This is a genomic window from Stenotrophomonas genospecies 5 (assembly GCF_054473825.1).
On record NZ_JBTMUW010000001.1, the window covers coordinates 1,624,087 to 1,646,843 of the forward strand.

Below are 22,757 nucleotides of genomic sequence, written 5' to 3' on the forward strand. Positions count from 1 at the left end.
GGCAAGGTGGCGGACGGTGCGGGTTGGCGTGCCGGATACATTGTCCAATGCCGGCGGATCAAAAGATCCCCACACACCGTCCGCCATGAACTGGCAGACGGTGCATTGTCGTGATTGCAATGGGAGGTGCAACCGCGACTCGACGGACAACGTATGTTCGGGACGCCAATCCCGGCCAGGGCGGGTGCCTTGGCGCGGCCATCGTTTGCCCTGCGCGGCCTCTGGAAAAGAGGCAGATGCGGCATTTGGCGCAGCACGCGACAGAGCGCCGCGAGTGAAACATCAACTTGTGACCGCCTTCACTCGACGCCGCTGACCGAGGCACGCCTGCGTTGATCCAGAACCCGCAGCACCACGGCGGGTCGCGACACAGTGCGGCCTGCCATCCGCCTCGCCGCCTATTCAGCCAACCCGACGTGAACCGGCGCATCATGGAGCCCTGGTCTGCAATGGAAGCGAACCATGGGACGGAACTGGATTGTGATGGGGGACCCGACCTCCAGCGGCGGACGGGTCATCACGGCCTCAAGTGAAACCGACATCGACGGCATCGGCGTCGCGCGGGTCAGCGACAAGGCGACCTGCCCTACCCTGCATAAAGGCGTCTTTCCAATTGTTGAAGGCGATGCCACCTTGATGGTGGACGGCCAGCCGGTGGCGTTGCACGGCAGCGCGCTGGCCTGCGGCTGCCGGGTGTTGTCCAGCCAGCAGGCCGTGGTGCATGTCACGGGGGGCGGAGGGGGTGGTGGCGGCGGCGGGGCCGCAGGCGGTGCCGGCAAGGCGGCCGCGGTCGCCAGCACGGCCGCACAGCTGGCGCGCGCACTGCCCACCGCGTTCGATCAGGCCATCCGTTTTCTCGGCCTGCAGGGCGCACCGTTGGCCGAGGTGCCGTACACGCTGCATCTGGCCGATGGGCAGACCCTTTCCGGCACCACCAATGCGCAGGGCGAGACGGCGCGGGTATCGACCGCGCAGAGCCAGGCCATCGTGCGTGCCGAACTGCGCCCGCCGACACAGCCGACCGGCTGCTGTGCGCGCACGGCACCGGCCAGCACCGACGAAGCGGAAGTGTTCGATGTGGACGGTGTGGTGACCACCGCCGAGGGCATGGGCACCTCCGTGGTACCGGTAAGCGCGCCTGGCCACGAACGCGCCATGACCGCCGGCGAGATCGAGATGGCACGCCTGGTGTTCGGCGATGCAGTCGACTACAGCACCGTGAAGGTCCATAACCACGGCTACTGGATGTTCTTCGGCTTCCAGGACAAGGACACCGCCGTGACGCCCAACGGGCAGATGTATTTCCCGAAGGGTATCTATCGGGAGGATTACTCCGCCGACGACATCGATTTCCAGCAGTTCTTCATCCACGAGATGACCCACGTCTGGCAGTATCAGCTCGGCTACAACGTCAAACTGGTGCGGGCGCCCCGGCCGAACATGAGCTACGACTATCTGCTCGACGAAACGCGCCTGTTCCATGAGTACAACATGGAGGCACAGGGCAATATGTTGGCAGATTACTTCCTGGTCACCTTCCGTGACTCCCAGTGGCGCATGAACAATGTCCGTTACCGCGCGACAGCTGACATCGGCGCGCAGCTGGAACGCGCCCTCTCCCAGTTCCTTGCCGACCGCAGCAGCAAGGACAACCTGCCGAGGACGACCCGATGATGCGCGTGCGATTGCCGGTAGCCCTGTTTGGTCTGCTGGGTCTGCTGCTGCCGATGATGGCCAGTTGCTCGCAGCCGCGAGGAACCTATCAGCGCGCAACGATCCAGGAGAGAGAAGGCACACTCTGTTTTGGTGTGCCCGACACGCGTGAAACGCGTGACGCTCCCCCGCTCATCGCCGGCGTGACAGTAACGGAAGTGGGTAAAGGAAATCAGCCTGTATGGCAGCGCATTTTCCTGCGCGAAGGGGCTCCCGAACCTGCGATGCCTCCAGACCAGTGCTTGACGTATGGCGCAGGCAAGACAGCCGCCCCGGCACTGGGGGCGGGCAAGTATTACCAGGTGGTTCTCTCGGGCTACACACCCGGCGCGCCAGGCAGGGAGGGCGAGGCGCAGAAGCGAGTCTTCAACGCCTGCTTCCATGTTGAGGACGTCGCTGGCAAAGGCGCGGTGAAGCCCGTCGTTTCGGACTGCGCAACGGCGTCCTCTTCCGCACTACGATCTGCGCAGCCAGCCGGCAAGTAGCGGATGCCTCTTCGTGGACGACGCCATGACGAGACTGCCGCTGACCTTGCTGGGCCTGTTGCTACCCGTGATGGCCAGCGGCTCATCGCCAGCCGGCCGCTACCAGCAGGCGACGATACAGGACCGTAACGGCGTGCCCTGCTTCGGCGTACCCGATACCCATGAAACGCGCGCCAATGCTCCCCTTGTCACCGGCGTGTCAGTGATGGAAGTGGGCACCGGTGGCATCCCGCTGTGGGAACACGATTTTCTGCGCGAAGGGACAACCGAACCCGCGCTGCCCCCCAGCCAGTGCCTTACCTACGGCAAGGGCGCGGCGTCCGCTCCCGCGCTGCGGCCGGGCAAGCGCTACCATGTGGAAATATGGGGGCGCACACCCGGCAAGCCGGGCAGGAAGGGTGAAGCACAGGCGCGTGTGTTCAGTGCCTGCTTTCATATGGTGAACGTGGCCGGTAATGGCATGAAACCCGTCATTTCGGACTGCGCGACCGTGGTCTCGGCTGGGCCGCCATCGGCGCGAGAAGACGGCACGTAGCAGAACCGGCTGAACGTCGATTCGCGCCAGCAGGAACTGCCTTTCCCAGGATCCACCGGCAGTGATGCCTGGCTTTCATGCCTACAGCGTCCGACGGTGATCGGTAACCGGATCGCCTGCAGCAAGCGCGAAAACCTCAGTGGCAAATCAGGGCACAACCAAAAGATCTCCCTTTGACACCAATTTCCCCGCCCCGACGAGGGCCTCACAGCGATCAAGAATGACCCGGCGAAGCTGTGGGCTCGTGCTTTTGTAGCCGAGCTGCCGCGATACCATCGTCACCAACTCCTCCGCCTTTGCGCCCAGATTGTCCTGCACGACCTTGATCAGAGCCGAATCGATTTCGGAAGGAGGCAAGAATTCTGGACGGCGCAGTGTCAATGATTCAACCATCGAGCGGTCCCGCACGCGGACCTCCTTCCCCGGAATGACCAAGAAGTCCTTGTCGACGACCTGCACCCCACCCAGTGACACTACCGACCCAATCGCCTCTTCAACTGCCTGTTGAATGCGCGAGCCAGCACGCTGCAAGCCCCAAAGCGTCCGAACGCGCGTAACGACCTCGCTGCGATGAATAGGGCTTTCTACCTCAACAATCTGGCGCACGATTGTCGCGAGTTGCCCTATTGGAGCCAGATGCAATTCGAACTGATTACTTGGCACGGCAAAGAACGCCTCGATGTAAGACTCAGTGTCGGGCGGACTTCGTGCCTCGATGAGTCCCATCTCCGCCACTTCACCGCGATCTACAGTCAGAATCTCAACGGGCACCGCGCGATGCGAGGCCTTGGCCTTGGATTCCAAGGCGTCTGAATGCGATTTCGCGAGTTCGATGGCCGTAACAAGCTTTTCAAGCTCCGCTTCAGGACGGTGGAACCAGTCCGAACTCCAAATGCGGTATATCTGCCAGCCCTTGTCACGCAGCACACTCTCACGCAAACGATCCCGGTCACGCGCGCTTCGAGCATCCCGATACGATTGCCCGTCACACTCGATTCCCAAGATGTAGCGCCCTGGCTGATCAGGGTTGGAAATGGCGATGTCCACAAAGAAGCCTGCCAAGCCGACATCCGTGTGCAGATCGTAGCCGCGCGCGCGAAGAGCTTGGGCGACCTCTTGCTCAAACACGCTTTGCCCGGCGCCGCGCTCCTCCGTGGCGAGTGTAAGACGACCAGTCCTGGCATAGTTCAAAAATAGCTTTAAAGCAAAGGTGCCCTTGCCCTTGGCTCGATCGGTGTCAATGTCCTCATCGGTGATCGAGGTGAATATTTCGCACCGCGACTTGGCACGGCTGATGAGCACATTCAAGCGGCGCTCGCCGCCGTCACTGCTCACGGGACCAAAATTCATCGTCATGTGACGCTGAGCATCACGGCCATAGCCAACTGAGATATAGATGACGTCACGCTCGTCACCCTGGATGTTCTCCAAACTCTTCACGAAAAAGGGCTCTGCCGGATGATCCGCGAAGAACCCCTCTGTTTCCGGGTGCTGGCGGCGTAGAAGTTCCAGCTCGTCAAGAATGGCGCGGCGCTGTGCCGTAGAGAAAGTCGCCACACCTAGCGTGAGCTGAGGTGTGCTCTGGGCATGCGCTAGCACCGCCAACGCCACTGCTTTGGCTTCTTTGGGATTTGTGCGCGTGTTGCCCCGGTCGTAGATGGCCTCTGGCAGATGATGCAGTCGCAAGCCAACGCCTGCCTCACTGGTATAAGGACTTGGAACGATGAAGAGCTTACCTTCATAGAACTGATGATTGGAAACAGCTATGAGAGACTGATGACGGCTTCGGTAGTGCCACCGGAGCATTCGCTCAGGCAACCCTCTGGCGCGGCAAAGGCCCAAGATGCTTTCAACATCTGACGCCTGCGCCCCGCCCTCATCGTCTTCCCGATCCCCCCCATCGCCAAGTGCCTTGGAGAAAAAGCGCGTTGGCGGCAATTGTCGCTCGTCACCAACGACCACCAACTGCTTGGCACGCGCAATCGCACCAAGTGCATCGATGGGCTGGACCTGACTTGCTTCGTCAATGACCAGCATGTCAAAGTCTAGCGCCCCTGCCGGCAGGAATTGCGCCACCGATAGCGGACTCATCATGAAGACAGGTTTAATCGCCTGGATCGCGGGGGCACACCGTTGCATCAGTTGCCGGATCGGCAGATGCCCCTTCTTCTTCGCCATCTCTCCAATCAAGACAGCGGTCGGCCCAGTCGCGCCACCTTGACGCGGGATCTTGCTGTGATGCGCCTTAACGACCTCGTAGCGTGCGAGCTGCATGCGCTCTTGGTCGAGGTTTGCAAAGCTTGCCACCACTTGCGATTGACGCTGCCCGTCAAAGCTTGCCAGGGCTCGATCGCGCTGCACCAGCGCTTGAAGCACGGCTTCGTAGTAAGACAGTTGGAACACAGCCAGAGCATCAGCAACTGCCAGGTTGCCCTCAGCAAGTGCATCCACCACCGCACCAAGGCCTTTGCGCTTGGCTTCCTTGGCGATGGCCAAATACGCCACCCAACTCCTAAGCCCTTCCGGGTCAGCCTGCCAGCTTGCCAACTGGGCTTTGAGCGTCGCCAGAGGAGCTTGGCTCGAATCTTGCGTGATCTCGGCATTGCCCTCGAACTGCAGGCCAACCAAGAGATTCATGATTTCCCCTGCCAGGATGCCAGCAGCCGACGACGCACGCTCGGCCTGGTCTAAAAACGGCTGGGGATCCTCTATGCGAGTTGCCAATAGGCGAAGCTCTGGGTTGCGCTCAATCCAAACCACGACCTGGCGAAGCTCACTCGACTTGCTATCAAGCGCCAACCACAACGGCCCAAAAGCTGAGGCCCCGTCGCCGGCCAAAGCGTCGTAAGCGACGGTGGCGGCTTGCGCTATCTGTACTTCTTCAATCACAGCAAGCGCCTGCTCAACCGCGAGTTCCCCCGCGTTGAGCAAGAGCGCCGTTTGTTCTATCGCCGCCTGCCAAACGGCAGACCTGTCTATCAGATCCGACAGGACCACGCGTTTCAAGACAGTTTCTTCACCCCACGGATTGAGCTCAGCAGCCAACAGCGCTTCGTGCACGGGCGAAAGGCCGCGACCCAGCTCTTCCAGAACTGGTTTCACTCGCTTGGCGATGTCGGTTGCCAATTGGCGATCACCAATGTCGGCCAAACGCTCGCGCACCCCGCTTCCCAAGGGACGAAGGTTGCGCATCCAGGCCACTACGCCTCTCAGGAATGAGGGGTTTGAGCGCTCTCGCTGCCAATTTGAGCCAAATGCTTCTTGTCCTTGGGCATCGTGCTCGACGATCTTCTTCTGAGCACTCTTGGCATCCAGGAGCACATCGAGCGACCCAAGCATGTCCAGAGCCTGGAGCTTAGGGTCAGAGAGCAACGTGCGGACTGTCTTATTCGCACGACGCCAGTCGCCACTGAAAAAGCGGAAAAAACTCGTGCCGCGCATAGCCAACTGCCCACGCGCCGCTTCAAGCTCCGAGCTGTCTTTGCTCCAAGCTGCGTCTCGGAAGACCGAGGACAGGTTTGACTTGGCGTGCTGGACCGTTTCAACAGCTACCACGATCTCTTCTACTGCATCGACGCCCCGCTCCCAAATGTGAGCCACAAGTGCATCGCGGTCGAGTTCCGGAATGCTCGTCGCACGCTCAGCAATGGCAACCAGTCGAAGGGCCAGATCCAGTGTCAGCGGTGACTTCTCACCTAGAAGCTGCGTCAACCGGGTGAGGTCAGGCAGGAGCCGGACCAAGGCACTGTGTGCAGAACCCAGCGTCGCAAGCTCTTTCCCCAAAACGAAGGTGCTTGGCAAAGCGCTCAAGGTGAGCTTGGAAGCTTGCCAATCTTGCGCCAACGCCTCCATTCTTATCTTATCTTTAAGCGCAGCTTTGGTGTTCTGAGCGTTTTCTAACGCTCCGATAACTGCCGAAGCACGACCCGAATCCTCCCAGACAACGCTTTGAAGCGCGTCCGAGCCAATGTTGGGTGCTTCAAATAGCGCTTTGACCCGATGGACGGCAAGACCAGCGTCATCAAAGCGAGATGGAGGCGGAAGATCCAGCGTGGCATGAAGCTCGGCAGCCGATGATTCCCAATCACCTAATCGACCAGCGAGCCCGTCAACCAAGGTCAAGAGGCGGTCGCGCTCGTTCGGCAGCAGCCCATCGTTCTGGACACCGCTCCAAGCGTGTTGACTCGGCACGCCGATCTCTTCAACACGCTCGATCATCTCCCGGAGCAGTGCTTCGCGCGCCTCCTTCTCATGGGGTGCCCAACTGGTCGGGACTTCCAAGGGCAAACTCTGAGTCGTATAGCCTAGGCGCCGCAGGCGAACCAGCTGCCCAAAGACTTGGTATGCAGTTAGTGCCGAGGGGACATGTGGCTCATGAAGACGCGCCACATGCGCATTAAGCGTGTCGCGCCGCTCGGTCAGCTGCTCGATGATGGGCGCGGTGCTGCTTCGTTGGGGGTCACCCAAATTGAGAGTTTTCCGGAGTTCTTCCAGCAATGAGCGCTTGTTGGCCTTGTTGCTATGAAGCTCCAGACACGCGACACCTACACCAACATGGTCCAGCCGACGCTTCACGACTTCAAGTGCGGCCATCTTTTCAGCCACAAACAAAACGCGCTTTCCCTCAGCCACGGCTGCGGAAATGATGTTGGCGATGGTTTGGGACTTGCCAGTGCCAGGCGGGCCCTGCACCAAGATGTTGTTGCCTTGGAGCACATCGTGCACCACCAAGGCTTGGGACGAGTCGCAATCGACAACATGGCACATCTTTTCGGGAGGAATGATGCGATCAAGATTGCTAGCTTCATCAGTCAGCCTGGCGCCAGGGAATCCGTCTTGAACGACCCCGCGCAGCATGGGGATTGCCTCCAATCCGCCAAGCGCTTCCCAACTTTGCGGGTCCAAGTCCCGATACATCATGAACTTGGCAAAAGAGAACAAGCCAAGGATGGCGTCATCGCGAAGCACGCCCCAAGTCGCTCTCCCTTCGAGCATGGCTTCAACCGCCGCTAAATACGCATTGATATCGAGCGTTTCGAACTCATCGATGCTGGGCAAGCGAAGCCCAAACTCACGCTGCAAGAAAAGCTGCAATGACAAGTTGGCCTGAATGTCGTCGCCCGTCCATCTTAGATGGAACTTCTCGCCTGCTGTGCTGCGCTCCAATTGAACGGGAATTAGCACCAACGGCGCAAAGCGGTCAGTTTGCGGGGTGGACGTGGCCCGCCAGCGCAAGTAGCCAACCGCCAAATAAAGAACATTGACGCCCTGCTCTTCTTGGAGAGTGCGGGCATCGGTATAAAGATCCAGCAGCCGCTTTTGAAGGCCTGTGGGGGTCAGACGGGTAGTCAGATGCGCATCCCAGTGCGCTTTAACACGCCCGTTCTCATCCAGTTCGAAATCGGGCTGTGCGATCAGTTCAAGGTCTTCCGGAGCCTCATCCAGCAGGACCGCTTCATCATCGTCATCAAGCTCAGGCAGTGATCCGCCTTGCTTCGGGTCTTCTTTGCCCGCCACGAAGGTGAAGCGTTTGCCGTCGATGACCAGGGTCTGATACATCGCCTTGGCCAACTCATGGACAACCTCGATGGTCTTTGCGCGCCCTCCTCTGGGGGTATGAAGAAGTCGATTGCGCGTGGACAGATCCAAAAGCTCCAAGCGGGCCTTTTCGACCTTTTCCTTGAGGCCACCTGCTCCCCGGAGCGAAGAAGACTCTTCACCTGCCTCTGCCAGTGCCGTCTGATCCATCGACTTTTCCCCTGTGACGGGGCTTGGTCGGAGGTCGAATGCCCCCCCCCCCCGCGGCCCCAAAGCGTCTCCTATAATGCCCCCAAAGTGACGCGTGTTCCAGCTGACTAGGGGGGTCTGTGGGCGAGTTGCGAAGCAGTGAGATCCACTGGGTGGTCCACCAGTACATCGGCGTGGAGGGTGGCTACTTGGGCGACTTCTCCTACCGCACCCACCGCGAATTCTATTCAGCTTTCTGCGACCTGGATTTAGATCCCGACTCCTTCGGCGGTAACACCACGCGCGAGCGATTTATGGCCATCCTGAGTGGCGTTGAAGGACACCAACAAGCAGCCATTCTTCGAGGCATTGCCAAAAAGTATCCGCAAGGTGGGGAGCACTTCCGGACGCCACAGTCCTATCGAAAGCTTCTAGAGCTGGCCAAGCGGTGCGCCAATGGGCTTTCCGTGCAAGCCAGCAGCCCAGCCATCACCAGCGATGTCTTGGCACGAGCTCTTGCTGACGCCGATACGCTCATCCAAAGTGCGGGCCCAACTCACGCGATCGATCGCATCCACACGGCACTCCATGCTTACCTCAAAGCAGTCTGTCAGGCACAAGGTCTGGAAGCACCACCAAGCGCTACGATCACCAACTTATTCAAGCTTCTTCGGACAGAGCACCCAAACCTGCGAGACTTGGGAAGCCAGTCAGACACAATGACGAATGTTTTGAGGTCGTTGAGTAATGTCATCGACTGTCTTAATCCAGCCCGAAACCACGGGAGTTTGGCACATGCCAATGAGGAGCTCTTAGGCAAGGATGAGGCAGTGCTGACGATCAATTCGGCAAGGACCGTTTTTCAGTATTTGGACAGCAAGTTTCGCTAACGAACAACCTCGCTAGACTGCTGGCAACCAGTTCTCGCTCCGCCCCTCGCTGAGATCTTTCGTGCCTGATTGCGGAGCCTGCCTGGACGGCACAAAGTTCGGGGATAGCGATCATTCCACCAAGGCTGTTGAAGATCCCCTAACGCGTAGGTCCGCTGAGTCTGAAAGTCGGCACGCAGCTTGGCGGATCAGTCACAGCTGCACCCCGACCATCGCCAAGAGATATTCAGCCAGTCCTGCGGCGGCTGGCCCTACCGTTCTGTCTGAAGAGCGAGAAGGCTAGACGAGCATAGAAGTTGCGAGGATTATCTTTGGCCGGTCGATGGTGACTCGCTTGCAGCGCAAAAGCCACATCGCTAGACCGAACGATGCGCGATATCCAGGATCACATCCCAGCGCTTCAAGTCGTCGAGTTCGTACGGCAGTTCTTTTGTATGAAGAGGGTGCTTCACTACCTGCCGTCCCAAGACCGATTGCAACTCAATAGGAACGCGCTGGCGGAAGGACCAATGACCGGCGGAGGATCGGACGAGATGATGAGGAATGCGCACCGGGAGATGTGTCCCGATTCGTCTTCTGCCCCAAACCTTAATTCCTCATCAAAATCAAATGCAAGCAATTGATTTATATGATGCATGGCGGAGAGAGTGGGACTTCCTTGAGAAGTGCCCTCACCCCTTGGACGGCTTGGGTTTCACGAATCTGGGAGGTGCCCTTGAATGTGCCCGCGATGAGCATACCCCTTGCGGTGCAACGGATCCAGCCGTTTTTGCCGCCCTTGGGATCGCCAATCTCGATCTTCTCCAAACCGGCGCGATCAGGGCAGATGACCCGTTCGCCCCCACTCTCCGCCGAAAAGGGAAGCAATCCGGTGGACCGCTTCCTCATGTGTGCCTCAGGGCAATTGGGGCCATGGGACAGGACGCCTCAGCAAACGGTTCTGGACGGAGTCCTTTCAACGGCGGCCTTACGCCATAGCTCCATGGCCGGCTCACCGTCGCCCACGACACACTGCAAAGCACGGATTCGCACGCCCAGTCCGGCGCCAGCTCGGAATCGACGCTCCAGGCCCAACGGGGTGCTTTCGGTGCGTCAGACACTGACTCGGCCTTGGCAATCACTGTTTGCAGCGATCGGCGGGGGGCAGATCCGCCACGAATGGCTACCAGGCACTCGCTGCGCATCTCGACGTGGGGCATGTCCTTGAAGCTCTTCCAAGCCCCGCCCCACCTCAATCCCGCCTGCTGGGCGAGCTCACCGAAGCGTTGGTAGCCCTGCCGCACCTGCTCGTCCTTCAGGTCCCAAGAAGGGCGCCCGCGCTTGTAGATGACCATGTCCGCGGCCCAACCGTGGTTGTGGCAGCTGCTGCCTGGCCCCACCTGGGTCACGCCCTTTTGGCTGGCGAGCAGCTCGGCCTGGCGCTGTTTAGAACGGTAGCCCTCCATCAGCCGCAGGTCGTAGCCCTCGTCCTTCATCTGCAAGGCGATGCGTTCCAGCGCTGAGCGAAGCTCGGGCTGGACACCGTCCCACTGCGGGGCGTCTTTGTGGCGGTGGAACAGGCGTTTGAAAAACCCAGGCTTCTTCCCGTGGACCTCAACGGAATCGGTGGCTGCCGCGTGCGCGTGGACCAAGACGGGTGCGCTGGCCAGTGCGAGCGCGAGCAACAAGCGTTGAAACATGAGTAGGCCTCCTTACTCACATGAGCGATACACCCATGCAAGCGGAGAATCGAAAACGCGCAAGGGGGCTTGCGGAATTTTTTCCCTGTCGTAGAAGAACAGGGGTGGGGAAAAGTCGGCCCCACCGCTTCCTGGCGCAACGGCCCCTCCTGCCGTTGCGCCGGGAAGTTTCGTTGGGGGGGGGCTTGCGCATTCCAGGATCTGATCTATTCGTGAGTGCACACGCTCACTCATTTCAGACCCAGGAGGCCACCCCATGAAACGCTCCCTCATCCACTGCGCTTTGCTGGCAGGCCTTGTTGCTGGCACGGCGCAAGCCCAGGTTCAAGTGGGCAACGGTGCCGTTGCCACCAAACCCGAGACCACTGCGGTAGGCGACCGCGCCCAATCGTTGACCGTTGGGGCCACGACCATCGGGGCGGACGCCCTCGCCGACGGCGGGATAATGGTGGATGAAAATGGCGTTCCGGGTGAGTGCCTGGGGGCCACTGCGGTGGGCAATCGCGCCACCGCTCGCGGATGCCATACAACCGCTCTGGGGTTCTCGAGCGAAGCGCAGGGCTCAAATGCGCTCGCCATTGGCTCTCGCGCACAGGCATTTGCGGTTTACGCCGTCGCCGTCGGAGCCCAAGCCCAAGCCACCGGCGATTCCGCGGTGGCCATTGGCGGGCACAGCCTGGCCAGCGGGATCACCGGTGTGGCCATCGGCTCTAGTGCCCGCGCGCTCGGGGATGGCGGGACCGCTGTAGGCTCAACCGCAAGAGCCGATGGAAACGGCGCGGCGGCTTTCGGGGCCGGGGCGAATGCTCAAGGCGATCGCAACCTCGCGTTGGGCGCCGCATCCCAGACCGAGGGCGAAGGTGCATCCGCCGTGGGGCCCGGTGCCAACGCAACCGCCGACTTTGCCGGCGCCTACGGTTACAGCGCTGGCGTTGCCGGCGAGGCCGGCACCGCCGTGGGTCCATGGGCACAGGCGTTTGCGCCCTACTCTGCCGCCTTCGGCGCGTCTGCCACGGCCAACGCCACAGAAAGTGTGGCATTGGGGCCCCGTGCCGTGGCCAACGCATGGGGATGCGTGGCCGTGGGCGCCAACACCACGTGCGATGAAGAAGACACTGCAGCCTTTGGCAACCGCCGCTTGACCCAAGTTGCCTTGGGCAAAGCGGACGACGACGCCGTGGCCGTCAGCCAACTGCGGACCGCCGTGGAAACCTTGGGCGCTGGCGCCTCCATGGTGAACGGCTTGATCGTGGCGCCGAACTACCAGCTGAGCAGCGGTAACAACTACACCACCGTGGCCGGTGCCATCTACGATCTCGATGGGCGCGTTCACCAGCTGGAACAAAACCCTGGCGGCGGTGGTGGCACCCCCGGTCCACAGGGCCCCACCGGTCCGCAAGGCCCAGCAGGCAAGGACGGTAAGGACGGAGGAAGCAGCACCACGGTGGCCGGGGCCAACATCGAGGTCACTGACAACGGGGACGGCACCCAAACCGTTGGCTTGAAAGACAACGTTGGACTGTCCGAAAAGGGCTCGGTCCAGGTGGCCAAGGCCATCCACAACAGCGACGGCTTCACTGTCCAGGGCGGTCCATCGGTCACCAGATCCGGGATCAACGCCGGCAACCAGCGGGTAACCGGGGTGGCAGCGGGGGCGATCGCCGCAGGGTCCTCGGACGCGATCAACGGTGGCCAATTGTGGGATTACCAGCGGCAGCAAGACGACCGCTGGAACCTGACGGACCGCCGTTTCCGCCAGCTCGACAAGCGGGTGAGCGGTATCTGCGCCATGGCCCAAGCCAACGCCCAGATGGCCACCTCGACGTCGGCCATCCATGGGGAGAACCGCAACCGCTTGGCCGTAGGCGTAGGTGGCTGCAGCGGCCAAGCCGCCATTTCCATCGGCTACACCCGCGACGTGACCACCCCACGCGGATCCCCATCGGCCTTCTCGATCGGGGTTTCCCGCAGCGGGCAGGACACGGCCGTGGGCGCAGCCTGGGCCATCGGTTGGTAACGAATATCAGCAGCGAAAAGGAGGTGATCGTGTCTCGGCAAGGGCCCTTCGGGGCCCTTGTTCGTGGCGTCAATTTATTGAAATTGTATCTATATACAATAACTTACGATTTACCAAGGCATTGGAAGCTGGTAGCATCTGCACCGCTAAGCAGTGTAGGAGCCGGACTGACAATCCCGCCTGCAGTGATTACCGCTGTCGTAGCACTACTCACGCCAATGCTTGCCATTGCCCTAGAAGCCGTCAGGGAATGGTTGACCAACCACGACGCAAAGGAAGATGACACATGCAGCACTAACAATTACAGGAACACTTCAATGAATAAAGAAACAACTAACAGCAACACGCTCGCAACACGCTTCAAGAAACACCCGCTTTGCAGAGCCCTTGGCGTGGGCTTCAAGGTGATTTACGACACGACAATTGCTGTAGGAGCAAGCGCGCTCCTTACATTACACAGGTCAACGCGCGGTGAGCCATGCTCCCCGTTGACCGATATGAAAAGCCCGGGCCCAGCCCGGGCTTTTTCTTTGGAACGCTGCTGCTATCCGCAGCGCCTCCGCTCCGGAAGAGCCGAAACCGCCCAAACCTAGCCCCGTCCTTTCTCCGTTGCCACGAACGCACCATCGGAATGAAGGAGCGCGAACGTGTTCCCCTGGACGTGCTCTGGCCAAACCTGTCCCGGCAGGCCCACGAACTCCAGCGGGAGGTTCGCCTCTTGGTCTGGCTCGAACCCAGCGAACGGGTCAAAGCTCTGCGGCTGCCAGTCCTCGAACTGAAAGTCCCTGTTCCAGACCATTGCAAAGGCCAGCGGATAGGCCTTCAGGACATAGATCGCCGAACTGCCTTTCCCGCCCAAGATGCCCAGCCCGAAGTCGCGAAGAACCGTTCGACCACTGTAGGGATACACCCAGTAGTGAAGCCGAACCTGGCGTAGAAGATCTGACCGGTCATCGAACAGGTGCTGGCTGTGGCGTTCGTCGTAGCGATTCAAGCCCACCGATGACAAGTGGCCCAGAACTCCCCTTGCCACAAGCTGCGGCTGGATGCGGATGCTCTGGTTGTAGGTGACCTTGCTTCGATCACGCAAGATCTCCGTCACCTGCCGGCTCATCGATACAAGTGCCTTGTCGTATCGAGAAAGCACCGAGCCGTTGCAGGTCCTGCAGATGCTCCTGAAGCAAACACCATTGGGCATCTTGTGGGACCGCGGCTTCTTCTCTCCACTGATTGCGTCGGCGACGCTGGACACCCTCAGAGCGATGCCTTGAGCCCACGCCTTGGGTGGCACGTGGTTTTCGGTCAGGTCGGTTTCCTGCCCGCATATGTTGCAACGCCCCTTGGAAGGTCCAACCGGGAACTTAAAGGTCACTCGCCCGCCCCATGCTCGCCATGAACTGCGAAGAGATTACACGCAAGCGACGTGTGGCCTCTCACGTCCTTCGCAGCAGGCTTGCCAACTTCAAATTCTGATCTATTCGTGAGTGGGTCGTTTTACTCACGGAGAGACCATGACCCACCGCCACAACCTGGGACGCAGCGAGAAGTATCACGCCCTGCCCCGCACCCTTTACGCCCTGCTGTTCGACGACGGGGGCTGTTACATCGGCCAAAGCTCAAACCCCCAGCAGCGGGAGAAGCAGCACCGCTCCCCCAAAGGCGGCTGGCACCGTCCCTTCCGGTTCCATGCGCTGGAGGTGGTGACAGCCACCCGGGCGGAAACCGAGGCGTATGAGCAGGCGTGGCGGGTGAAGGCCTCCCGGGAGGGATGGCGCATCTACGCCAAGCCACCGGGGATCGTGGTCAACCCCCACCGGCGGGCCACGGCCCACGTGCGCGGGTTGGCCCACCAACGGCGGTGGCAGCTGGGAACACCGGTCAAAGCGACTTCCGAACGCGTGGGGTGGTGGCCGTGGGTAGTGGTGGTGATCAGCGTATTGACACTGGCCCGATGCGTCACCGGGTAAGCCTCATCTCGCGCCGTTCCGCGTTTGTGATTGGCACCTGGGTTTGCGGTTTCAATCCTGCCAACAGCTCTTCCACGTCCTGGACCAGGTTGCGCACCGGAGCAGCCTGGGTCTCGGACAAGCCGACGCTCAGCGCCATTTCCTTGTGCCGTTCGGTTCCCAGCCGTTCGGCCATGCGCTCCATCATCTCGTCGGTCGTATACATGCGGTAGCTGCCCTTGGTGAGGCGGGTGAACGCCACCAAGGCCGACTGCTGGTCGAGCATGCCCATGTTCGTGGCCAGGTGGTAAACCTCGGATTTCCCCTGCCCCTGCGCCTTGTGAACGGTCATGGCATACCGGTGGGCCAAGGCGTTGTGCTCGCTGGTGTTGAACTTCAAGATGCGCCCGTCCTCTTTCGGGTTCGAAGAGTCGATGCGCACCACCAGGTCGTAGCCACCGGATTTGTCCTTCCGAATGCTCTCAACCGTGCCCTCGGTGCCGTTGATGACGCCCAAGTCGTTGTTGGTCGCCGTGAACATCACACGGTCGCGGCGGGAGAGCGTCAGGTCCTCCCACTGCCCTTTTACGATCGAGCGGAAGGTGAACTCCTCTTTGTCCAGCACGCCTTGCTCCTGGAGCCCCTTTCGGATGCCCGTGGTGAGGGCTTTGACTTCAGAGCGCGTGTGGGCCAGAACCAACTTCTCGTCCATCGGGGTGGGGTCTTTCAGGTAGTCGTCCACCAACGCCTTGATGGCCTGCTTTTCCGTGCCGAAGTCGTCGATGCAATTTCTCTCCTTGAGATTGCGAAGGGTCTGCGCACCCATATCGAGGGTGCCTTGGCGGCTGCGGTGCCCGCGGCGCATGTCCTTGACCTTCCCCTGGTGGTCCCGCTCGTAGAAGCTGTTGGCAGTGATCAGGTCACCGGCGTTCTTCTGCCGGCGGATTTCGGTCAGCTTCGTGTCGCCCAAGGCAATCTTCGCCAGCTCAAAGCCGTTGCCCGCAGCGATGGGCTGAAGCTGGTCACTGTCTCCCTGCATGACAAGCTTGGCACCGACCCCCTGGCAGTAGGTCATGAGCTTCAAGGTGTCATCGGTAGCCACCATGCCGGCTTCATCGAGCACCACCACAACATTCTTCGTCAGAGCAACCTTGCCCTGCCGGAGCTGGGAAAAGAACTTTGCAACCGACATGCAGAGCATGCCGGACTCTTCTTCCAGCTTAGCCGCGGCTTTACCCGACACGGCCAAGCCCATCAACTGCTTTCCTTCGGCTTCGAAGCACTGCTTGTAGACCTCGGCCACGGTGGTCTTGCCGGTCCCGGCCAACCCTGACATAACGCCGACACCTGCCGTTCCATGGGTCAAATGACCAATGGCAGCCTTCTGCTCTTCGGTAAGGGTGAACCCCTTTCGCTTCTCATAGGCGGCGATTTCCCGGTCTACGGTGGAGCGGAACAGCTTCAGGTCCGTCTCGTTCTCCCGCTCCTTCGAACGACGGATGATCTCGGCTTCCCATTCGACCATCCAGGTGGCGCAGAAGCGATCCTCCCGGTGCTTGCGTGCCAAACGAGTGCCACGGTCGTCTTTGTGGAGGTGTTCGGCTTTAACGCGCACCAGGTCGTCCTGTTCGGTGAACTCCTTCACCATTTTGAGGATCTCCTCCGCGTTCTTTTGCCCGGCGAACTCCATCCCCAGCTCCCGGACCAGGTCATGCTCGCAGAACATCGCCTCGTTCTCGTGCATGCGCTGCAAGACCTCGTCAAAGGTATGCGGGTCCAGGTGCTGGCCTTGGGTCTGCTTGAGCGACTGGGTGGTGGGAACCAGGTCTGGCCTTTCTCGGGCAATGTTGGCGAAGGTTTGCTGCCAGTCCTTGACCACCTGCTCGAAGGGCGGTTCTTCCTTCTTTTTGCGGGTGGCCTTGCAGGCCTCGTCGTGGCTGGCGTTGGGGTGTTCTTTGACGTAGTCCAGGATTTCCTGGCGGCGGGTCTTCGTCTGAAGCACCAGCTCACGGTCGATGCCGGCAATCGTGGTGAGAATCTGGCCCGTCTCGCGCCCTATCACGTCCACCTCGCGCTCCCGCTGAATCCCATAGCCCAGCGCTTTCATCGCGCTGTAGAGCTCGGCCTTGTAGAGGTGATCGGCCGCATGGCGGTGGCGGTAGATCTCGATGGCATCAAACGTGCCCCAACGGCCGTCCTCCCCCTTCGAAACACCAAAGACAAGATGGTGGGTGTGCAAATCGCACTGCACGTTCCGGTTGCTTGTGTGATCGGCGGCTGCCCACACCAACCCCTGGGTGTCTATAACGTCTTTCCCCGCTCTTCCGCGCCGGGTCTCTACCTTGCTCTCGATGTAGCGCATCGCCACGGCGCAGGCCTGGCGGTGCGCTTCCAAGATGGCCAGCTTCTCGCGTTCATCCGCAAGGGCAAACGCCACGCTCACGTCCCCGGGGGCGGAAATGGTCAGATCGAACCCCACCCGGTGGCCGCCCTCCCACTTCTCCATCGGCTTGCCGTCGTCGTCCAACCGCACGTTTCCCCAGCGATCCGTCTTGATGACCAATCGGGCCTCCTTGCCCGCGTTTTTGCACAACGGCCTTCCGGTGGGTGAAAAGCCCTTCCCCAGCTTTTCCATCACCTCGCGGGTGACCGGCTGCCCTTCCAGGCAGAGCTCGGCGGCAAGGCTGCCGCCCCAATTGAGCGTCTGCCTCGGATCAGGACCGCTGCCCGCGTAGTAAGCCACGGCGCTGTCGATGGATAGGCGCTCGGTGGCCAGCATGTAGTCGAACATGTTGCCGTTGCGCTTGTTGTGGCCGCAGGCATCGATGCGGGTGCAATTGATCACAGGGACCTCCTGGAACGTTGATTGAACCAAGGTCCCAGAAAACCACCAATGCGCAAGGGGGGTTTACTTCTCCAGGCGCAGCGTGACCCAACGGCGTTTTATCTCCTCCACGACGGCGGTTACTGGCTCTTCGCCGAAGACTCCCGCGTGCTTGGACTTGGGCACCGAAAGCACCTTGAAACCCAAGCCGATGCTCTGCGCGTTGCTAAGGTAGTAGTTGACCGTGGTCCAGGAGTCCGTGGTCCAACCCTTGGTGCGCTGTTTCGGATGGAGGTGGCCCACCGCATCGTGCGGGATCCAGCACTTGAAGCGATATGCCCCATCGGTGTCCTTCTTGAACTCCGGGTCAGCGGTATGGCGGACCATCTCGGGATGAGTGACGAGGTGATCCGGATGCGGGTCGATGGACATGTCCAGGTCCACTTCCAAGATGTAGTCGTAAACCTTGTCCGTGGTCACCAGCCCGCCGGACAGAACCGCCTCACACGCAGACACCATGTGTTCGTAGCCGGCCTGAGCCATGCGCTGCCGATATTCTGCGGCCACCTCCCGTGGCAAATACCCAAGCATCCTGGGTGGCGCCTGTTGTGTCATGACGGCCACCGCGTTTTGGTCCGCCGTGTTGGTGTTATCGGGATACAGGACGACCAAAGTAAAAATCCGACTGGTGGAGCCCTTTCGATTGTTGGCCACCTCGTCCAGCTCCTCCCGAAAACGCGAGGTCAAGGCTGCCTTCACAGCGTATTTGGCGACTGGCTTCCAAATCGGCACGGTGATCGTTGCCATACTTGCTTCCCTACATGGTGTTCAACGGGAGAATAGCGCGTCGACTTCCTCGGGTGTCATGGTCAACACCCGCTGCACCGCATCGATGCCTTCGGCGGTGGTTGGGAAGGCCGACGCGCCAGCGTTTGAAGGGGACGTTGCCGGCGACGGCCCTTCAGGTCCGGCTGGCTTGGTGGTCCACGCAGCGGCCACCTGCCCCTCGCGAACCGTTGGATGGCTCTTCCCGGGCCATGTCAGCAACAGCACGTCCCCGCCCATCTGCACGATCGCCTCGATGCCCCACTTCTCGGGACCGTAGCGATTGCCTTTGCGGAAACCCAGCCGGTCGGTGAGCTCACCGCTGGAAACCAACGCGCGGCTTTCTTCGTGGACCTGGGCCTTGTTCTCGTGCCCGCGCCACGCGATTTTCCGCTTGCCGAGCTGGCTGGCCAGCTTGTCCCTGGTGGCTCCCATCTGCACTTGGCACACCACGTGGGTGCCCACCAGGGACGAGAGGGCCTGCGCGGTCTTGTCCCCGTAGACCAGCTCAACCTGGGAGTGATCCTGGACCGCCATGATGGCCACCACGCCTTTGCTGCGCCCCAACGCCAGCAAGGGATCGATGTTCAAGCGCCCGGCGCTGGTCAGCTCGTCGAACACGAAGTAGAGCCCACGCCCGCCCTCGTCGTCCGGCAAGCCCGGCCCAATGAGATCCGGGACGGCCACGTTGATCATGGCGGCGATGTAGGCCTTCGTCAGGGTTGGGTCCGGTCCGGATTGAACAATGACCTGCTTGCGCCCGTTGTAGTCGTCCCGTATCCACTCGGTCATCGAGAAACGGCGCTTGCCAACCTTGGGCCATGCGGTGGCCAGATCGTCGATAAGGCGGGTGAAGCCCCCCAGGGAAGACAGCACGCTGGACGTGGTTTGGCTCTCCGGGTCACGCACCAGTGCGGCACCGCGGGGGTAATGCGGGCGCATGCCTGCGGCCATCTCCGCGGCCGGGCGGCGCACCAAGGCCGCCAGATCGGGCCATTCCCACTCGCCAGGCCGGGTGTTTTGGAGCTCGCGCACGCACCCAATCAACAAGTCCTGGGCGGCCATGCTCCAAAATTTGGCGTTCCCGTCGCCCTCTGGGATGAGAGAGGCGGCGAACGCCGCCGCTTGGGTCGGGGTCCGCACGTCGGCGGCGACGTCCCACACGTGGGAGCGCGCATCGAAGGGCGACACGATGATGGGCCTTTTGAAAATCGACGTGAAATCACCCTTGATGTCGTAAAGGAACAGCTTTGCGTCCCTCTTTCGCGTCAGTTGTTCCAGGATGTGCTTGAGGATGACGCTCTTGCCCGACCCCACCGAGCCGGTGATCAGGACGTGGCGCGCCCAATGCTTTTTAGACAGCAACAGATCGGGGTGGAGGGACAGGGCGAAGGGATCCGCCTCGGCGTCTTTAGGGGTTACCGAGCGGTGCCGGGCTTCGTCCACGGCCTCCTTTCCTTCCAACAACCGCGGTCCGGACAGGTGCCAGGTGTTGCTCACCGGCTCGGTCGCCTTGAGGAACACCCGCAGACCGAGGCCCGCCGCCAGCAGAAGCGACACCCCGATCCGGGACCACGTCGCCACTGGGTGATGGTAGGACACCAGTTCGATGAACTCCCGTGCCGGGGCGCGAGCCGAGATGCCGACGGTCAGGAAGTGGTAGGCGGTCACCAGACCGCCTTTCAAAGCATCGGCGAAGCGGATGAGCGAGCCATCGGGATTCGGGATGAGCCAGGCAACGCCCATGCTCCCCACGTAGGCCAAGCCAAAAACGAATGCACCGGCAAGAACGGCGCGGTGCCAGTATCGGACCGGCTGGGAAGGCGCAACGCTGCCGGGCACGTCGCCCAGCGCGTCAAAGGGCTTGGGTTTGCTCATGTCGGTGCATGCGCGTTGGGGTCCGCCCCCGCCACCCTGGCTGCTCAGGATTGGCGCCGTGGGCCATCAGGTGGAGGCAGGCCCGGGCGTGCTTGTGGAGGGCGGCAAGGTGGAGCGGCGCCCACCCGTGGGCGTTGAGGGCCGCCACGTCGGCGCCGGCTTCGACCAGAGGCGTGACCAGCGAGAAGTGACCAAACCGGGCCGCATGATGCAGTGGTGTGTTGCCGCTGGCATCGGGCAGCCGGGCGTCTGCGCCCATGCCGATGCAGGCCAGCAGTGCTGCTTCGTGGCCCGCCCGGGACGCCCCCACGAGCCAGCCCTGCCACGGTGCGTTCTCCCGCAACCGGTTTGCGTCCGACCGCCGAGCCCGCGCCTCCTCTACCGCCATCGCCATGCCTTGGAAGAGCGAGGTGTGCTCAGCCATGGACCCAGCCACCCTCTCTGCCAGGGTGCTGTAAACCATCGGTTCGTTACGGTCTGCCAAGCGCCTCTCGTAAGCACGCACCAGGTCCCGGGTGGAGGCCCGTGAGGGTGCGTCCAACCCCAGCCGATGCAAGCCCCAACGCAGGTCCACTTGCGGTGCCCCATCGTGCTCCCGCTGGCGCACCTGCCAAACCAGATCGCCCAATCGACCCTCGACAGGGGCAACGCTCAGGGCGTGGGCACGCGCCAACACTTGCGAATCGTGAAGGCCTTTGGACGCGCCGGCTTCGCGCGCGAGCGCGCCCGCCAAGGCCTCCGCTCGTTGGAGGCCCAGGGGACGCAAGAGGCGCAACAGAGATTCTTGGATGTCCATCTCCATTGTTGTAAAGCCGAATCCGCGACCGTCAAGAGAACGTGTTAGCTGTTGAGGCGAGTAGCCACCGCAACACTGAAATGCCGAAGAATCTCTGTGTCATGCCAGAGCTTCTGCCCTGGGCTACTGCTGTCCAGTTCCTGAAGCACACCGTCCAAGCTCCTTCCAGCCAGAACCTGGGAATCCACATACCCGCCGACCAAGGCGAAAGAACTCAAATGCTCGGGAGCAACGTCGGGAAAACGGTGGAAGTTGGTGTTGTTGATATTCATCGGGTCCTCCTGCAGTGGTAAGCCGATGTGCCTCATCGGAAAGGTCCAGCTCGATCGCTGGTGAATTAGTGGGCTAACGGGTTAAACGCTGTCGGGCGGGCCAAAGACGACCCAACCCAACATGTAGAAAATCAGCGCGGGATAGAACCAGAGATCAAACCCCTCCCAGTCAAACCGGCGCCAACGCTTCCTGCACCGCGCGCGCAGCTTGAGCCAGCGCCGCCTGCTCACCGGAAGGAACTCTGGACCACCACCCCGATGGTCACAAAGCCCACCGCCGCTATGGCCATTACCTTGAGCAGAACCGGAACGGCCGGAGGGTAGGCGAGGACAGCCGTTGCGAAGGCCGCGATCAGCAGGAACAAGCCGGTCAGCAGTGGGACCGCGTTCTCGAAAGCGAAGTCTTTGAGGGCATTGAACAACGTGGACATGGTGGCTCTCCCTGGGGTTTGTATGAGTAGGTCTACCTACTCGTTACTTAACCAGTAAAGCACCATAAAACTGGACGTCAAGACGCAAAAATGCCCGATTCTGCGAAGAACCGGGCAGATCTGAACATCGGTAAAGATTACTGTCGGAAGACGTTCGGCTGGGCCTGCTTTTGGTGCTTCTCCCAATCGTAATTTGCAGCGTAGTCCTTCATGAAAGCCGCCTCCTTCAACGAACTGCGGGCGTAATCGGCGTATCCCAGGCGCCCAGGTCCGTTCTCCATCCGCTGCTCACGGGTCAACATGGGAGGACTCTCCTCCCGCTGGGCCCCGCGTTGCTGCCGCCACTGCGCAACGGTCGCATGAACCACCTGCTCGCGCTTGTCGTCCGGCTTTGCATCACGAACGGCTTTGTCGGCCTCCTGGATCTTTGCCTGGAGCGCAGCGATCTGATCGGGCGAGGCCTTCTCTGCCCAATCCAGAACACGCTGTCGGCGTTGCTCGATGGCGGCTTGGTCTTGGGCCACGTTCTGCTCGAAGTCTGCCCGCGCCGCGCTGTCCTTCTGGGGCGGTGGGCGATCGCCCAGAAGCCGCTCGTTGCGCTGCGCCTGGAGTGCTCGCAGCTCGGTCATTTCTTCGATGGGTTGGGAGAGGGTGTTGCTCATGTTTGTTTCCTCCGCTGGGGTGAATAGGCTCATCGTTGATCAATCCGCAGGTTTGGCAAGGGGGCAAACCCCCTCGC

General features: G+C 61.1%; 17 protein-coding genes. 6 read left to right on the forward strand and 11 right to left on the reverse strand.

Annotation, left to right across the window (positions count from 1 at the left end):
* Positions 1–483: 483 nt before the first annotated feature.
* From ACX9OW_RS07455 to ACX9OW_RS07465, 3 genes are read left to right on the forward strand one after another with little or no spacing between them, the layout of a single operon-like run.
* A complete protein-coding gene (locus ACX9OW_RS07455) occupies positions 484–1,674 on the forward strand; it encodes a PAAR domain-containing protein (RefSeq protein WP_322523150.1) in 1,191 nt (396 codons plus the stop codon).
* Positions 1,671–2,198, forward strand: coding sequence for a hypothetical protein (locus ACX9OW_RS07460; protein ID WP_445394330.1), 528 nt, complete (start codon positions 1,671–1,673; stop codon positions 2,196–2,198). Before ACX9OW_RS07455 ends, ACX9OW_RS07460 begins: the two co-directional genes overlap by 4 nt.
* A 13-nt stretch (positions 2,199–2,211) precedes the next feature.
* Positions 2,212–2,733, forward strand: a complete 522-nt coding sequence (locus ACX9OW_RS07465) for a hypothetical protein (RefSeq protein ID WP_459062149.1) — start codon at positions 2,212–2,214, stop codon at positions 2,731–2,733.
* A gap of 147 nt (positions 2,734–2,880) precedes the next feature.
* Here the strand turns inward: ACX9OW_RS07465 and ACX9OW_RS07470 are convergent, their stop codons facing one another.
* Positions 2,881–8,481 carry a DUF3320 domain-containing protein gene (locus ACX9OW_RS07470; protein WP_459062150.1) on the reverse strand — a complete coding sequence of 1,867 codons (5,601 nt, stop codon included), beginning with the start codon at positions 8,479–8,481 and terminating at the stop codon, positions 2,881–2,883.
* 119 nt (positions 8,482–8,600) lie between these two features.
* Here ACX9OW_RS07470 and ACX9OW_RS07475 point away from each other — a divergent pair, with 119 nt between their 5' ends.
* On the forward strand, positions 8,601–9,350 hold the full coding sequence (locus tag ACX9OW_RS07475; RefSeq protein WP_317233204.1) for an abortive infection family protein: 750 nt from the start codon (positions 8,601–8,603) through the stop codon (positions 9,348–9,350).
* Positions 9,351–9,706: 356 nt separating this feature from the next.
* Here ACX9OW_RS07475 and ACX9OW_RS07480 read toward each other — a convergent pair whose 3' ends face one another.
* Both ACX9OW_RS07480 and ACX9OW_RS07485 read right to left on the reverse strand, forming a co-directional pair.
* Positions 9,707–9,901, reverse strand: a complete 195-nt coding sequence (locus tag ACX9OW_RS07480; RefSeq protein ID WP_429000975.1) for a DUF6538 domain-containing protein — start codon at positions 9,899–9,901, stop codon at positions 9,707–9,709.
* Positions 9,902–10,234: 333 nt separating this feature from the next.
* On the reverse strand, positions 10,235–11,029 hold the full coding sequence (locus tag ACX9OW_RS07485) for a M15 family metallopeptidase (RefSeq protein ID WP_061478910.1): 795 nt from the start codon (positions 11,027–11,029) through the stop codon (positions 10,235–10,237).
* Between the two features lie 256 nt (positions 11,030–11,285).
* Between ACX9OW_RS07485 and ACX9OW_RS07490 the strand changes: the two genes are divergently transcribed.
* A complete protein-coding gene (locus ACX9OW_RS07490; protein ID WP_061478911.1) occupies positions 11,286–13,046 on the forward strand; it encodes an adhesin in 1,761 nt (586 codons plus the stop codon).
* A gap of 589 nt (positions 13,047–13,635) precedes the next feature.
* Here the strand turns inward: ACX9OW_RS07490 and ACX9OW_RS07495 are convergent.
* On the reverse strand, positions 13,636–14,418 hold the full coding sequence (locus ACX9OW_RS07495; RefSeq protein ID WP_125893882.1) for a hypothetical protein: 783 nt from the start codon (positions 14,416–14,418) through the stop codon (positions 13,636–13,638).
* A 139-nt stretch (positions 14,419–14,557) separates the two neighbouring features.
* Between ACX9OW_RS07495 and ACX9OW_RS07500 the strand changes: the two genes are divergently transcribed.
* A complete protein-coding gene (locus ACX9OW_RS07500) occupies positions 14,558–15,013 on the forward strand; it encodes a GIY-YIG nuclease family protein (protein ID WP_257471192.1) in 456 nt (151 codons plus the stop codon).
* Here ACX9OW_RS07500 and mobF read toward each other — a convergent pair.
* The 7 genes from mobF to ACX9OW_RS07535 form a co-directional block, all read right to left on the reverse strand.
* The gene (gene mobF, locus ACX9OW_RS07505; protein WP_257471191.1) at positions 15,003–17,837 is read right to left on the reverse strand and encodes a MobF family relaxase; all 2,835 of its coding nucleotides are present in this window, start codon (positions 17,835–17,837) and stop codon (positions 15,003–15,005) included. The genes ACX9OW_RS07500 and mobF overlap by 11 nt on opposite strands.
* A gap of 63 nt (positions 17,838–17,900) precedes the next feature.
* Positions 17,901–18,623, reverse strand: coding sequence for an HIRAN domain-containing protein (locus ACX9OW_RS07510; RefSeq protein ID WP_012480682.1), 723 nt, complete (start codon positions 18,621–18,623; stop codon positions 17,901–17,903).
* Positions 18,624–18,644: 21 nt separating this feature from the next.
* Positions 18,645–20,519, reverse strand: coding sequence for a helicase HerA-like domain-containing protein (locus tag ACX9OW_RS07515; RefSeq protein ID WP_061478913.1), 1,875 nt, complete (start codon positions 20,517–20,519; stop codon positions 18,645–18,647).
* Entirely contained in the window at positions 20,497–20,943 is a 447-nt protein-coding gene (locus tag ACX9OW_RS07520; RefSeq protein ID WP_230548553.1) for an ankyrin repeat domain-containing protein, read from the reverse strand. Before ACX9OW_RS07520 ends, ACX9OW_RS07515 begins: the two co-directional genes overlap by 23 nt.
* A gap of 416 nt (positions 20,944–21,359) precedes the next feature.
* Positions 21,360–21,587, reverse strand: coding sequence for a hypothetical protein (locus tag ACX9OW_RS07525; protein ID WP_099475959.1), 228 nt, complete (start codon positions 21,585–21,587; stop codon positions 21,360–21,362).
* A 227-nt stretch (positions 21,588–21,814) separates the two neighbouring features.
* Positions 21,815–22,018, reverse strand: a complete 204-nt coding sequence (locus tag ACX9OW_RS07530; RefSeq protein ID WP_012480686.1) for a hypothetical protein — start codon at positions 22,016–22,018, stop codon at positions 21,815–21,817.
* A 137-nt stretch (positions 22,019–22,155) separates the two neighbouring features.
* A complete protein-coding gene (locus tag ACX9OW_RS07535) occupies positions 22,156–22,680 on the reverse strand; it encodes a hypothetical protein (protein ID WP_061478969.1) in 525 nt (174 codons plus the stop codon).
* Positions 22,681–22,757 lie beyond the last annotated feature (77 nt).

Excerpts from the sequence above, each read along its gene's own strand:
- ACX9OW_RS07455 (WP_322523150.1), top strand. The coding sequence starts at position 484 with ATGGGGGACCCGACCTCCAGCGGCGGACGGGTCATCACGGCCTCAAGT.
- ACX9OW_RS07460 (WP_445394330.1), top strand. The coding sequence starts at position 1,671 with ATGATGCGCGTGCGATTGCCGGTAGCCCTGTTTGGTCTGCTGGGTCTG.
- ACX9OW_RS07470 (WP_459062150.1), bottom strand. The coding sequence starts at position 8,481 with ATGGATCAGACGGCACTGGCAGAGGCAGGTGAAGAGTCTTCTTCGCTC.
- ACX9OW_RS07485 (WP_061478910.1), bottom strand. The coding sequence starts at position 11,029 with ATGTTTCAACGCTTGTTGCTCGCGCTCGCACTGGCCAGCGCACCCGTC.
- ACX9OW_RS07490 (WP_061478911.1), top strand. The coding sequence starts at position 11,286 with ATGAAACGCTCCCTCATCCACTGCGCTTTGCTGGCAGGCCTTGTTGCT.
- ACX9OW_RS07500 (WP_257471192.1), top strand. The coding sequence starts at position 14,558 with ATGACCCACCGCCACAACCTGGGACGCAGCGAGAAGTATCACGCCCTG.
- ACX9OW_RS07510 (WP_012480682.1), bottom strand. The coding sequence starts at position 18,623 with ATGGCAACGATCACCGTGCCGATTTGGAAGCCAGTCGCCAAATACGCT.
- ACX9OW_RS07515 (WP_061478913.1), bottom strand. The coding sequence starts at position 20,519 with ATGAGCAAACCCAAGCCCTTTGACGCGCTGGGCGACGTGCCCGGCAGC.
- ACX9OW_RS07520 (WP_230548553.1), bottom strand. The coding sequence starts at position 20,943 with ATGGCTGAGCACACCTCGCTCTTCCAAGGCATGGCGATGGCGGTAGAG.
- ACX9OW_RS07525 (WP_099475959.1), bottom strand. The coding sequence starts at position 21,587 with ATGAATATCAACAACACCAACTTCCACCGTTTTCCCGACGTTGCTCCC.
- ACX9OW_RS07530 (WP_012480686.1), bottom strand. The coding sequence starts at position 22,018 with ATGTCCACGTTGTTCAATGCCCTCAAAGACTTCGCTTTCGAGAACGCG.
- ACX9OW_RS07535 (WP_061478969.1), bottom strand. The coding sequence starts at position 22,680 with ATGAGCAACACCCTCTCCCAACCCATCGAAGAAATGACCGAGCTGCGA.